Consider the following 13,712-nt stretch of genomic DNA (forward strand, 5'->3'; position numbering starts at 1 on the left):
TTTGAAAAAAAAGCAAATTTTTAAGAGTATACAATTTCTTTTTCTGTCTTATATAACAAATCGGTACCTTCTTTTTTGTAAAGTAAGAACCTATTAAACACATTTATTAATTAATAATTTATTTATGAAACAAAGCTATTTATTAAAATTTTGTACAATTGCTTTTATGTTTATGCTACCTCTAGGTATGATGGCACAAACTATAAAAGGTAAAGTAACAGATTCATCTGGCGCAGGATTGCCTTATATGAATGTTATAGAAAAAGGAACTTCAAATGGATCTACTACAGATGATAATGGTGAGTTTTCCATTAATGTTAAGAGTTTACCTACAACTTTAGTAGTCTCTTCTATGGGTTTTGCTACAAAAAGCATAAAAGTAATTCAGCCTTCTTATTTAACAATTGTTGTTAATGAAGACAATGCTTTAGATGAAATTATTGTTACTGGTTCAAGAACTGCACCTAGAAGTAATGTAGATAGTCCATTACCAATAGATGTTGTTGGTATTAAAGAGTTAATGTCTACAGGTCAAACTACTTTTGATAAGGCATTACAATTTAGAATTCCTTCATTTAATACAGTACAAACTCCTGTAAATGATGCAACTTCTTTATTAGACCCGTATGAAATTAGAAATATGGGACCAAGTAGAACATTAGTATTAATTAATGGAAAACGTAAAAACGTTAGTGCCTTATTATATACACAAGATTCTCCAGGACGTGGTGAAACAGGAACTGATATTTCTGCAATACCTGTAGATGCTATTAAAAGTATACAAGTATTAAGAGACGGTGCATCTGCACAATATGGTTCTGATGCCATTGCAGGTGTAATAAACATTATTTTAAAAGACGATGTAAACAGAGGTTCTGCAACATTAAGATCAGGCGTTACTTCTGAAGGAGATGGAGAAATGTTTGGTATTAGTATAAATAACGGATCTTCTATTGGTGACGATAAAGGATTTATTAACTATACAGTTGATTTTTCTAAAGTAGGTTTAGCTAACAGACCAGGAACAGTAAGTGCTAAAGGAGAGGCTTTTAGTGGAACAGGTTTTGATGCACCTTTAGCAGATGTTCAAGAATTTTTATCTCGTAGACCAGATGCAGGAAATATTAACGGTTCTCCTGAAACTGTAGCTACTAAATTCTTAATTAATGGAGCTTATGACTTATCCGAAGAGTCTACACTATATTTTAATGCAGCGTATGTATTTAAAAAAGTAAATAGTTACGCTAATTATAGAACTCCTTATTGGAAAATAGCAACTGGCGATTCAGCTTATTTACAAGATTTATTTCCTTCAGATGAAAGAGGTGGTTTTGATGGGTATGTACCAACTTTTGAAGGTGTATTAAATGATTATAATGCTACATTAGGAATTAAAAGAAAAGTAAATGATTGGAATGTAGATTCTAGTATTACTTTTGGTGGAAATGAGCAAACATATAAAGTAAACAACTCTCATAATTCGAGTGAAGGTTATCAGGCACTTAGTCCAACAAGTTTTGATCCAGGAGGAACCTCTTTTAAACATTTAGTAGGTAATTTAGATGTATCTAGACTTCTTTCGGACAAAGTTAGTATTGGTATGGGAGCAGAGTTTAGAAATGAAAATTTCGAAATAATTGCTGGAAAAGCATCTTCTTATGAAGGTGGTGGTTCAGATTCGTTTTCAGGAAATGACCCTGTAAATTCAGGAATCTTTAACAGATATAATTTAGGTGGTTACTTTAGTTTAGATTATGATGTATCTGATGCTTTCTTATTAAGTGGTACAGTGCGTGGTGAAAATTATTCTGATTTTGGAAATACTTTTGTATATAAATTTAGTTCTCGTTACAAATTATCTGATAATTATACAATGAGAGGTTCTGTTTCTTCTGGATTTAGAGCACCAAGTTTACACCAAATTTATACTGAAAAATCTCAATACTCTTTTGCTGATGGTGGAGGAATTGATGTTGTAGGTTTAGTAAATAATGTATCTCCTAAGGCAAGAGAATTAGGAATTCCTAAATTGACTCCAGAAAAATCAACAAACATAACATTTGGTTTTGGTGGTAAAGTAACTAATAATATAAACTTCACGGTTGATTATTATAAAATTGATGTTGAGGACAGAGTAATTTATACAAACCAAATTGGTAAAAATCAATTTTTTATCAATGGTTTTGATACTACTACCTCTGGTATTGATTTTGTTTCTAGTTTTTCAAATATTCAATTAGGAGAAGGTAAATTAGATTTAAATCTTTCTGGGAATTATACAATTGCTAACAAAAGAACAGAAGATGTACCAACGATTGCTGTTACTGAAGACGATGGCTCTGTTAATACATATCCAGTACTTGACAGATCTAATTTAGCATTAATGTTTACTTCTAGACCAAAAACGAAGTGGATCTTAGGAGCTAACTATGAAATCAATAAATGGGGATTGGCTTTAAACAATACGTACTTCGGTAAAACTACTTTTAGACAGAAATTCATGAACGATGGATTAAGAACAGAGTTTACACCTAAAATCGTTACTGATTTGGCAATAAACTTTCAAGCATCTGATAAATTATCGATTGCTTTAAATGTAAATAATTTATTAAACGTATTACCAGAATGGGCGTTTAAAGCAGATACTGCTGCAGGACAAGCAATCATTGATGATACAAGTGTAATTTCAATTGCAAATGGTGGTTCAGGATTAACTCAACTTGAAAATGAGTCTAATGCTATTACATTTAATGGTCGTTATTCTCAAATGACTTATGATGGTTCTCACTTTAGTCAATTAGGAACCATGTTTAATTTATCTTTAAACTACCAGTTCTAGTTTTAAGAATTATTATTTGAATATAAAATGCTGTCTTTCTCACTTTTGTGAGATTGACAGCATTTTTTATTTATCTTTACTTTTAAGTATAAGATTATTAAAGTGTACTGGATGTTTTTAATTCAACATTAAAGAGTATCCTTTTCCTTTTTTTGTCTTATAATAAAAATGTTGCTACTTTTTTTTAATTTAAAGTAAAGACTTAATTAAATTTATTTATTAACTAAAAAATTATTTCATGAAACAAAGCTACTTATTAAAACTATGTACAATTGCTTTTATGTTTATGCTGCCTCTAGGGGTAATGGCACAAACAGTAAAAGGTAAAGTAACAGATTCATCTGGCGCAGGGTTGCCTTATATGAATGTTATAGAAAATGGAACTTCTAATGGAACAACTACAGACGATGATGGAGAATTTACGCTTTCAGTAAAAGGTTTACCAGCCTATTTAAATGTTTCCTCTATGGGGTTTAAAACAAAAACGATAAAAGTAACTAATAACGCTTATTTAACAATTGTTGTTAAAGAAGACAATACTTTAGAAGAAATTGTTGTAATCGGGTCTCGAAACCCAAACAGATCAGTTATAGACTCTCCTGTACCGATTGATATTGTTGATATTAAAGAGTTAGCATTATCATCACCACAGGTTAATTTAAATCAAATTTTAAACTTTGTAGCACCCTCATTTACATCAAATACACAAACTATTTCAGATGGTACAGATCACGTAGATCCTGCGTCTTTAAGAGGTTTAGGTCCAGACCAGGTTTTAGTATTAATTAACGGTAAAAGAAGACATACATCTTCTTTAATTAATGTTAATGGTACTTTTGGTAGAGGTTCTGTTGGTACTGATTTAAATGCAATACCAGCTGCAGCAATTAAAAGATTAGAAGTATTAAGAGATGGTGCAGCAGCACAATATGGTTCTGATGCAATTGCAGGAGTTATAAACATCGTTTTAAATGAAACTGTAAATGAATTGTCTATCGCAGTAACTACAGGGGCTCATTTTAGTGAAAACTCAAATAGTCAAACTGGTGGTTCTGATGGTGAAACTACAAACGTTAGCGCAAGCTACGGTTTACCTTTAGGTGAAAATGGTGGTTTTATTACATTCTCAGGAGATTTTGATGTGCGTGAAGCGTACAACAGAATGAAAGAATGGGAAGGTGGTATTTTTAACGGATATAATGCTGTTGAGAGATTAGCAAATGCCAGTAATGCTGGGTATTCTTCTGAATTCTTATCATTAGCCAATGGAGTAGATGGTGCTACATTGTCAGGAATAAACGGTTTACCGATTATAGACAATTTAAAAGGTTTTGCAAATTCGGCAGGTTATCCTACAACTGCAGGAGACGGTTTTTCTGAATTACAATCTATATTAGGGGTAGATGCAACTACTTCTGAATTAGCAGCAAGAGGTCAGAAAAGAACAGACTATAACATGAGAGTTGGACAATCTAAAGTAAGAGGAGGTAGATTTTTTGCCAACTTTAAATTACCTTTAGATGACAATGGAACGGAACTATATTCTTTTTCAGGAATGAGTTCAAGAAACGGTAACTCTGCTGGTTTTTACAGATTACCAAGTCAAAGTAGAACGTTTACACCTGCATACAATAATGGTTTTTTACCAGAAATTAATTCAACGATTTCAGATCAATCTTTAGCAGTTGGTATTAAAGGAAAAATTGGTGAGTGGAATGTAGATTTTTCTAACACGTATGGTAAAAATGCGTTCGATTTTGTTATTGGTAATACGTATAACGCTTCTCAAGGAAATGCATCTCCAACAACTTTTGATGCTGGTGGATTCTCTTTTATGCAAAATACTACCAATTTAGATTTGTCTAAATTTTACGAAGATACTTTTGAAGGTTTTGGTGTTGCTTTTGGTGGGGAACACAGAATAGAAAACTATCAAATTATTTCTGGTGAGGAATCTTCTTACACACAATACCAAGCAGATGGTTTACCATTTACAGGTATTGAAGGTACTACACCATTAAAAGACTTTTTCGGAAATTCTAGACCAGGAGGTTCTCAAGTATTTCCAGGATTTGGACCAAAAAATGAATTAGATAGAGCACGTAGTAGTGTTGCTGCTTATGTAGATTTAGACGCTAAGTTTTCTGAAGTATTCTCAACTACTTTCGCAACACGTTATGAAAACTATTCAGACTTTGGTTCTACTTTAAACTTTAAATTAGCTTCTATTTATAAAGCTTCAGATAATTTTAGAATAAGAGCTTCTTTTAATACTGGTTTTAGAGCTCCTTCTTTACACCAATTAAACTTTAACTCTACGTCTACTATTTTTCAAGACGGAGTTCCTGTAGAAGTAGGGACGTTTGCAAATGATAGTAAAGCTGCACAATTATTAGGAATTCCTCAATTAAAAGAAGAAACGTCTAATAGTTTTAGTGCTGGTTTTACAGCAAAATTACCAGAATCTAACTTAACCTTTACTGTAGACGGTTATATAGTAAATATTGCTGATAGAGTTGTGTATACAGGTCAATTTAAAGGACCAGGTACAGGATCTGAACTAGATTTATTGTTAATTCAAGCAAACGCTTCTGCAGCATCTTTCTTTGCAAATGCAATAGATACGCAGTCTAAAGGAATTGATTTTGTAGTTTCACACAAAGCAACTTTAGGAACAAATACAAGATTAAAGACTGATTTATCAGGAACGCTTTCTCAAACAAGACAAGTAGGAGATATTAACTCTTCTCAAATCTTAAAAGATGCAGGTTTAGTAGATACTTATTTTCCTGAAACTAGTAGAATATTTTTAGAAGAAGCAGTACCAAGAACTAAAATGAACTTAACCAATAGTCTAACTTCTGGGAAATTTAATGTTTTCTTAAGAAATGTGTATTTTGGTAAAGTATCTGAAGCAACTAACACTCCTGCAAATCAACAAGTTTTTGCATCTAAAATTGTTACAGATTTATCTCTTGGTTACAAAGCTACAGAAGATTTAACGTTTACAATAGGAGCTAACAATTTATTAGATGTATCTCCAGACAGAGCTATCGAAGCGAACCGTAGTGGTGGTCGTTTTGATTGGTCTAGAAGATCTCAACAATTTGGTGTTGGTGGTCGTTTCTTATTCGCAAGAGTAAGTTTTACTCTAAAGTAAATTAATTTATTTTTTTTAGAAAAAGCGGCTTTAAGCCGCTTTTTTTATGCTTAAAAATGAGTATTTTTATAAATATAAAAGATGCTATATAATTATGATTAATCAAAATATCTTATCATTAAAACAATCTTCTACACTCTTAATTAATGAAAAAGTAAAGGAATTAAGAATAAATGGGAAAGAAATTAGTCATTTTGGTTTTGGTCAATCTCCCTTTCCAATTCATACTAGTATTGTTGCTGCGTTAAAAGAAAACGCAGAAAATAACCATTATTTACCAGTAGCGGGTTTAGAGAAATTAAGAGAAGAAATAGTGCTTTTTTTAAAAAAGAATCAAAATATTAAAACCACAAAAGAGACTATTTTTATAGGACCCGGAAGTAAAGAGTTGTTGTATCAATCCATTTTAATTTTTGATGCCGAATTTTTAATACCAAAAGGAAGTTGGGTTAGTTATATTCCTCAAATACAATCTAAAGGTGGTGTGTATCATATTTTAGAAACCAATTTTGAAAACGATTTTAAATTAACTGCAGATAATTTGAATGCTTTTTTCAAGAATAAAGCACCTAAAAAACAAACGGTTTTAATTTTAAACTCACCAAACAACCCTACAGGAGCCGTTTACACAAAAGAAGAATATAAAGCGTTAGCTCTTGCGTGTAGAAAATATAATGTAGTGGTTTTTTCTGATGAAATTTATTCTCAAATCAACTTTTCGGAAAGCTATTCGCCAAGTATTTCAGCATTCTACCCTGAAAAAACAATTGTTTTTGGAGGTTTAAGCAAGGTCTTTTCTGCAGGTGGATATCGGTTAGGTTACATGATGTTACCCAATGAGCTGCAAGCGCTTCAAAATGTCTATAAATCGCTTTTTAGTGAAACATTTAGCTGTGTTTCTTCCCCTATTCAATTTGCTGCCATAAAAGCTTTTGAATACCCTACTGATTTGAAAAAATATGTGGAAACTAGTGCAGCTATTTTAAAAAAAATTTCAGAATTTATTTTTAAAGAACTTTCGGAAGTAAAGATTGAATGCACCAAATCTGAAGGAGCTTTTTATATGTTAATTGGATTTAACTTGCACAAAGCTGCTATTTTAAAATTAGGAATTTCTAGTAGTTTTGATTTGGCAAATTATGTTTTAGAGAATTATAATTTTGCAATGCTGCCTGGTATTGATTTCGGTTTTAAAAAAGAGGATTTCTTTTTTAGAATTGCATTTGTAGATTTTGATGGAGAAAATATGATGAAAACGTATCAAAAAAATCAAAATATTGATACTAATTTCATAAAAGAAAATTCACCAAATATTTTTAATGGCGTAGAAAAAATAAAGAAATTTGTTATTGATTTACAATGTTAATTTTCAAACTTTTTTAAAGATAATTTACTGTTTTTAAATTCACCAAATGTGAAGTATTGTATCCAATCGCCAAGATTAATATAGGTACTATTTTCTTGTAATTGAATATCTAGAGGTAAATGCCTATGACCAAAAATAAAATAATCGTAATGTGTTTGAGATAATTTACGCTTACAATATTGAACTAACCATTCATTTTCTTCGCCTAAAAATTTTGCATCTTCATCACCAGAAATCAATTTGTTTTTTACAGACATATATTGCCCTAACTTTACACCTAAATCTGGGTGTAACCAGCGAAACATCCATTTAAATAAAGGAAAAGTAAAGACTTTTTTCATTCGTTTATATCCTTTATCACCCGGCCCTAAACCGTCTCCATGACCAATTAAAAAAGTTTTATTATTGATGATAAATTCTTGTGGAGCGTGATATACAGGAATATTCAATTCTTTTTCAAAATAATCATCCATCCATAAGTCATGATTTCCAACAAAGAAATAAATAGGAATTCCACTATCTCTAATTTCTGCAAGTTTACCTAAAACACGTACAAATCCTTTTGGAACAACTGTCTTATACTCGAACCAAAAGTCAAATAAATCTCCTAACAAGAAAATAGCTTCTGCATCTTGTTTAACTGTATCTAACCAAGCCACAAACTTTTTCTCTCTAGGAAAACTAGCTTCTTGTGTTGGAGCTCCTAAATGTTGGTCTGAAGCAAAATAGACTTTTTTATTTTCTGAAGTTGTAATTGTAATCATTGCTACAAAGAAACGTTATTCCTCTTTACTTTCCAACTCCAAAACTTTCTGAATCATTTTATCATCTTTATGTATAACTCTATAGAAGCCTTCATCACCAAATAGCGCATTTGCAATTGAAGATTTTAGGTATTTCTTAATGCTTTGTTTAGTTTTAAATGAAGGTTTTGCTGTGTCTTTAATATCAGATAAATAAGTGTCAAAAATTTTTTCATCTGTATCAAAATCTAAAACAAAAGAAGCTAGTGTCCATTTTTCTAAATCTTTACGATTGTTGTCTACATATTTAAAAGCAAAATTATTGATACTATTAAAATAGAAATTAGACATGTAAGAAGTGGTGTCTATTGCTACAAAAACATCTGGAATAATACCACCACCACCATAAACAATTTTGCCTTTTGGCGTTTTGTATTTTAAAGAATCTATTACTTTTATACTATCTTTGCTTAGTAATTCTCCATTGGTAATTCTTTGTTGAAAATCTTTATAATAATTTTTATTTCCATCCCCAGAATATGGTTTTTGAATAGAACGACCCGTTGGTGTGTAGTAACGTGCAGTTGTTAAACGCACTGCAGAGCCATCGCCTAAATCCATTTCTATTTGCACCAAACCTTTTCCAAAAGATCTACGTCCAATGATGGTTCCTTTATCATTGTCTTGTAATGCTCCTGCAACAATTTCTGATGCTGAAGCGGAGTTTTCATCGATTAAAACATATAAACCTCCTTTTTCAAAACTTCCTTTAGAGGTTGCATAAGATTCTTCAATTTTACCTTTGTTGTTTTTTGTGAAAACGATTAGGGTATCATCTTCTAAAAATTCATCAATAATACTGTTAGCAATGTCTATAAAACCGCCACCATTTCCACGTAAATCTAGAATTAAATCAGTCATTCCATCATCCATTAAATGAGTTAAAGAAGATTTGAATTCTTTATAGGTGTTTCTTGCAAAACGATCTAGTTTTATATACCCAACAGAATCATTTACCATGTAGGCTAAGTCTACACTTTTAATGTTTACTTTTCCACGATTAAGATTAATTGTAAAAAGAGAATCGTTCGTTTTTCTATAAATTTGCAGTGCCACTTTTGTGTCTGGTTTTCCTTTTAAATATTCAGGAACATTACCACTTACCATTTTTTTACCAAACAACGTGTCTTTATCAGCCATTAAAATTCTGTCTCCAGCTTTGATACCCGCTTTAATACTTGGGCCACCTTTTATTGGTTGAATGATAGTAATTGAGTCACTAATCATTCTAAACTGAACACCAATTCCTACAAAATTACCTTGCATACTTTCTGTAACAGCTTGTAAGTTTTCTTTAGGAATATACACAGAATGTGGGTCTAGTTTTCCTAACATTTGTGTAATTGCACCGTCTAATAAATTATCTGTATCTACTTTGTCTACGTAATCTTTATCAATAAAATTAATAAGCCTTTTTATTTTTAATTCTTGGGCTGAACCTTTAGTAAAAGACAACATACTTGTTGAGTTTCCGCTAAAAGAAACACCAATTAAAATACCAAAAACTACAGCTAAAGAAAAGTAAATTGGAAGATTATTTCTATTTTTCATATGGTAAATGCATTATTTCTACACCTGCTTTTTCTAAAAATTGAATACCAGAAGTATCTCTGTATGAGTTTGCAAAAACAACACGTTTTATTCCTGCTTGATGAATTAATTTACTGCATTGTGTGCAAGGTGATAGTGTAATATATAAAGTTGCTCCGTTTGCAGATTGAGTGGAAGATGCAACTTTTAAAATTGCATTTGCTTCTGCATGTAGAACTTCCCATTTTGTTAACCCTTCTTCATCTTCGCAACAATTATCAAAACCAGTTGGCGTTCCGTTAAAGCCATCAGAAATTATCATTCTTCCCTTCACTATTAAAGCACCAACTTGTTTCCGTTTACAATGAGAGAGTTTTCCCCATTCAAAAGCCATTTTTAAGTAGGCTGTATCATATTTTAGTTGTTTTATCTCAGTCATAAAGCTAAAATAGAAAGATTTGAATAACTATCATGTTAATAAACAGACAAAAATGTTAATTAAAATTAGCTATTTGGATTTCCGTTTTTACGGGAAAGACAATTAAATTTGAATTAGAGATAAACCTCTATATTTTTTCATGTTACCAAAAAACACGCTCAATCATCATAGGTATCGCAAAACCAATAACGATAGATGAGAAAACTAAAATCCAATCTCTTCTAGAAACGCGAAAGAAATTTTGAAATATAGTTCCTAAAATTAATATTCCAAAAACAATAATTATTTGTGATGCTTCAATCCCTAGTGCAAATTCTAATAAAGGTAATAATTTATCTTCTTCTTTTCCAATCATCATTTTAAAATAATTAGAAAAACCAAGTCCGTGAATTAACCCAAAGAACAACGCAAAAACTAAGTTTATATTTTCTTTTCCTGATGAAGACTTTTTAGCTGTTAAAACATTAATAACACCTGTAATAAAAATAGTTAACGGAATTAAAAACTCAATAATATCCATTCTTATTTTTAGAAGGCCATAAGCAGATAGTGCTAAAGTTATGGAATGCCCAATTGTAAAAAAGGTAACCAACCACACTACTTTTTTCCATTGATTAAAACTGAACACAACAGCTAAAACAATTAAGAATAAAATATGATCGTAAGCAGAAAAGTCTAACACGTGGTTAAGACCCATTTTAAAGTAGAGGATAAAATCGTTCATTTTCTATCTGATTTCAGAGGAATTCAAAGATATTAAAAAGGATTAAGTAATTAATTGTTTTTTTCAAATACAGAGTTCCTGTTTCTTTTATGGAATACTCAAGTAAGAGCTTTTCTAATGAAAACTGAAACATATCCTTTAAAGATTACTGATTGAAATGAGTATATTGGCTTCTCAGATTAAACCAAGAAAATGAAGCCAACAAGATTTGAAACTGCTATTGCAATTATTGATAAAAAAAACGCTGAAGATACAAATACGTATCAAGTAGAAGGATTAGAGTATCCTAAAGAATTATTGTATTCTCAAAGGATGACAAGAACGTTGCTTCAGTTTGAGCCAAATGCTTCAAAGGCGCTTCAAATTGCAGCGAGAGCACAACATATTTGTCGTTGGAAAATTCAAAGAAATGAATATACAATGGATAGAGTTGGGTATCTAAAATGGCGTGAAACCCTAAAAAAAATGCATGCAGATATTACTGGAGAAATCTTACAACAAGTTGGTTTTGATACTCAATTTGTAGACAGAGTTCAGGAAATTATTCTTAAAAAACTGATTAAGAAAAATGAAGAGCCTCAAATTTTAGAAGATATTATTTGTTTGGTTTTTTTAGATTATTATTTTGATGAATTTGCAGCAAAACATGCTGACGAAAAAATAATTGATATTTTAAAGAAAACTTGGGTAAAAATGTCTGATAAAGGACATGAAGCTGCTTTGAAACTTCCATTTTCTGAAAAAAGTTTAGCTTTGGTAAAACAAGCGATTTCTTGAAAATACAAACACTACAAAAAATACTTTAAATTAACCGTTTTTAAAAGTAGTTGTAAAATGGTTGTTGTTATTCGAAATAAAAAACCTCAACTAACTTAAAATAAAGTAGTTAAGGTTTTTAAAAGTACACACCCCACTCCAAGTATCGAACTTTTTCTTGCAAGATTTAGATAGGTTGAGAGATTTCACAGCTAGAGCACAGACTGTTTAATTATTTGTAAAAAAAAGGTAGATATTATTTGGCGTATAATAATTAACACTATAGTTTTGTAACTTGATTAATTAACTAATTACTCTATGAAGCACATTATCACATTTTTAGCGACGTTCTTTATTACTACAACAACCTTTGCCCAAATAGGCATAAACACAGTAATCCCAGATATCTCTGCGGCATTGGATATTACCTCTACTACGGGGGGGTTACTTGTACCAAGAATGACAGAGACCCAGCGTGATGCTATTAGTGCTGCAAAAGGATTAGTGTTATTTAATACTACTACAAACACGCTACAGATTAATGAAGGAGATGCTACAACAGCCAATTGGGTAAGTTTAAGTGCTGCTGCTACTTCTGCTACTTATAATATTGGTGATGTTGTTAATGGCGGTGTTGTTTTCTATATTTTTGAAAGCGATGAACCTGGCTTTGTTTCAGGAGAAATACACGGTTTGGTATGTGCTTTTTCAGATTATGCAACTTCTGTAGAATGGGGTTGTTATGGTCAAGATTTACCAAACGTACCGAATGTTAGCAGTAACCCACCTATTGGTCTTGGTGCAGAAATAGGAGATGGTGTTAGTAATACGAATGCTATACTAAATGATTGCCCTACTGCTCCCGCTGCTTTAGCGGCAAGGTCTTTAGGTGCACAATGGTTTTTACCAAGTGTAAAGGATTTAAATCAAATGTATATTAATAAAACAACTTTAGAGGGGGTCTCTGGGTTTAGTGCATTTAGTAATTACTACTGGAGTTCTACGGAGTACGATACCAATAGCGCGTGGATTCAGAATTTCTCCGCTGGTAATCAGGCCAACTACTATAAGTACTACACAGTCAACGTGCGTGCAGTTCGGGCTTTTTAGTTATTTAATTATTTATCAATTAAGCGAAGCGGTCTCACGAGCACCTTTCAAGAAAATATTAAAGGGTGCGTAATTTAATAAGTGCCGAGTAAGCGGCCGAGTAAAAAAAATATATCCCCAAGAATAAATTATTATTTTTGGGGATATTTTGTACACAATGTAGTCCAATTATCGAACTTTTTCTTGAAAGACCTTGATAGGCTTAGAGAGTTTACAGAAACATATAAAAAACACAAACTACTGAGTGTATTGTAACCCTTTACGCTTCCTTTAAAGACATACACAGTACTTATAGAACCCATTCCATTTAAACTCTTTTTTAAAGTGTTTTTGAGATACTTAATGTTTGAAGTTGTTATTACTATTTTTAGTAATTTAGCGATTAATACTATTATAGATAATAAAAATTTTAATACGCTTTTATTAATTTCCATATGAATGAAAAATATGATTTTATAGATAATTATCTAAAATGTGTTAGTAGCGAAAATTACTTCAATATCGAATATCGAGCGAGTAGAACAGAGTTTAATCTTTTTTGGATAACCGTATATGGCGTACTTTTTGGCTTCATTTACCTCCAAAATAAATTTAATTTCCCAGAATGGACAAATTGGATTTTCGGAATATGGCTTCTATTTAATCTTGTACCATTGTTTACTGTTGCAGCTCGAAGAATGTTAGACATAGGAATTACAAGATATTGGCTTTTAGCAATTACTATACCTCTCTTCAATTTTATATTAATTTTATTTTTGATTTTTAAGCCAACTAAAGTTATACGAATTAGCGATAAGAATAGGGCAATTGCATTTCTCAAACAAGGTAATTATTTCTTCAAAAGCGGTAAATTTAATGAGGCAATTGAAAATTACGATAAGGCATTAGAAATAAACAGTGGTTTTCAAGAAGCACATAGAAATAGAGAAAAAGCTTTTAAAAAATTATAAAATTTTACTTACAAAAGTAGTGTTCAATCAAGTTT

Annotated in this window: 10 protein-coding genes; 6 read left to right on the top strand and 4 right to left on the bottom strand. The window is 31.2% G+C overall.

What is annotated here, in order from left to right; all coding sequences use genetic code 11:
- Positions 1-124: 124 nt before the first annotated feature.
- The 3 genes from BTO04_RS10835 to BTO04_RS10845 all read left to right on the top strand — a co-directional run bounded on the left by BTO04_RS10835 (position 125) and on the right by BTO04_RS10845 (position 7,365).
- Positions 125-2,839, top strand: a complete 2,715-nt coding sequence (locus tag BTO04_RS10835) for a TonB-dependent receptor (RefSeq protein WP_087564511.1) — start codon at positions 125-127, stop codon at positions 2,837-2,839.
- Positions 2,840-3,077: 238 nt separating this feature from the next.
- Entirely contained in the window at positions 3,078-5,999 is a 2,922-nt protein-coding gene (locus tag BTO04_RS10840; RefSeq protein ID WP_087564512.1) for a TonB-dependent receptor, read from the top strand.
- Between the two features lie 94 nt (positions 6,000-6,093).
- On the top strand, positions 6,094-7,365 hold the full coding sequence (locus BTO04_RS10845) for a pyridoxal phosphate-dependent aminotransferase (RefSeq protein WP_157662457.1): 1,272 nt from the start codon (positions 6,094-6,096) through the stop codon (positions 7,363-7,365).
- Here BTO04_RS10845 and BTO04_RS10850 read toward each other — a convergent pair.
- From BTO04_RS10850 to BTO04_RS10865, 4 genes are all read right to left on the bottom strand, one after another.
- Positions 7,362-8,129 carry a UDP-2,3-diacylglucosamine diphosphatase gene (locus BTO04_RS10850; protein ID WP_198342058.1) on the bottom strand — a complete coding sequence of 256 codons (768 nt, stop codon included), beginning with the start codon at positions 8,127-8,129 and terminating at the stop codon, positions 7,362-7,364. The genes BTO04_RS10845 and BTO04_RS10850 overlap by 4 nt on opposite strands.
- A gap of 15 nt (positions 8,130-8,144) precedes the next feature.
- Positions 8,145-9,719 carry a S41 family peptidase gene (locus BTO04_RS10855; protein WP_087564514.1) on the bottom strand — a complete coding sequence of 525 codons (1,575 nt, stop codon included), beginning with the start codon at positions 9,717-9,719 and terminating at the stop codon, positions 8,145-8,147.
- Entirely contained in the window at positions 9,709-10,137 is a 429-nt protein-coding gene (locus tag BTO04_RS10860) for a dCMP deaminase family protein (RefSeq protein ID WP_087564515.1), read from the bottom strand. Before BTO04_RS10860 ends, BTO04_RS10855 begins: the two co-directional genes overlap by 11 nt.
- 142 nt (positions 10,138-10,279) lie before the next feature.
- Positions 10,280-10,861 (bottom strand): HupE/UreJ family protein, encoded by a 582-nt coding sequence (locus tag BTO04_RS10865; protein ID WP_087564516.1) that lies wholly within the window; start codon positions 10,859-10,861, stop codon positions 10,280-10,282.
- Positions 10,862-11,053: 192 nt separating this feature from the next.
- Here BTO04_RS10865 and BTO04_RS10870 point away from each other — a divergent pair, with 192 nt between their 5' ends.
- The 3 genes from BTO04_RS10870 (at position 11,054) to BTO04_RS10885 (ending at position 13,677) form a co-directional block, all read left to right on the top strand.
- The gene (locus BTO04_RS10870) at positions 11,054-11,638 is read left to right on the top strand and encodes a DUF4202 domain-containing protein (RefSeq protein ID WP_087564517.1); all 585 of its coding nucleotides are present in this window, start codon (positions 11,054-11,056) and stop codon (positions 11,636-11,638) included.
- A 297-nt stretch (positions 11,639-11,935) separates the two neighbouring features.
- Positions 11,936-12,727, top strand: coding sequence for a DUF1566 domain-containing protein (locus BTO04_RS10875; RefSeq protein ID WP_087564518.1), 792 nt, complete (start codon positions 11,936-11,938; stop codon positions 12,725-12,727).
- Positions 12,728-13,161: 434 nt separating this feature from the next.
- Complete coding sequence (locus BTO04_RS10885) at positions 13,162-13,677, top strand: DUF805 domain-containing protein (RefSeq protein WP_087564520.1); 516 nt, start codon at positions 13,162-13,164, stop codon at positions 13,675-13,677.
- The last annotated feature ends 35 nt before the right edge of the window (positions 13,678-13,712 follow it).

This window comes from Polaribacter sp. SA4-10 (genome assembly GCF_002163835.1).
GTDB lineage: Bacteria > Bacteroidota > Bacteroidia > Flavobacteriales > Flavobacteriaceae > Polaribacter.

Bases quoted from the DNA above. Each gene is read 5' to 3' on its own strand.
- BTO04_RS10835 (WP_087564511.1), top strand. From the start codon at position 125: ATGAAACAAAGCTATTTATTAAAATTTTGTACAATTGCTTTTATGTTT.
- BTO04_RS10840 (WP_087564512.1), top strand. From the start codon at position 3,078: ATGAAACAAAGCTACTTATTAAAACTATGTACAATTGCTTTTATGTTT.
- BTO04_RS10845 (WP_157662457.1), top strand. From the start codon at position 6,094: ATGATTAATCAAAATATCTTATCATTAAAACAATCTTCTACACTCTTA.
- BTO04_RS10850 (WP_198342058.1), bottom strand. From the start codon at position 8,129: ATGATTACAATTACAACTTCAGAAAATAAAAAAGTCTATTTTGCTTCA.
- BTO04_RS10855 (WP_087564514.1), bottom strand. From the start codon at position 9,719: ATGAAAAATAGAAATAATCTTCCAATTTACTTTTCTTTAGCTGTAGTT.
- BTO04_RS10860 (WP_087564515.1), bottom strand. From the start codon at position 10,137: ATGACTGAGATAAAACAACTAAAATATGATACAGCCTACTTAAAAATG.
- BTO04_RS10865 (WP_087564516.1), bottom strand. From the start codon at position 10,861: ATGAACGATTTTATCCTCTACTTTAAAATGGGTCTTAACCACGTGTTA.
- BTO04_RS10870 (WP_087564517.1), top strand. From the start codon at position 11,054: ATGAAGCCAACAAGATTTGAAACTGCTATTGCAATTATTGATAAAAAA.
- BTO04_RS10875 (WP_087564518.1), top strand. From the start codon at position 11,936: ATGAAGCACATTATCACATTTTTAGCGACGTTCTTTATTACTACAACA.
- BTO04_RS10885 (WP_087564520.1), top strand. From the start codon at position 13,162: ATGAATGAAAAATATGATTTTATAGATAATTATCTAAAATGTGTTAGT.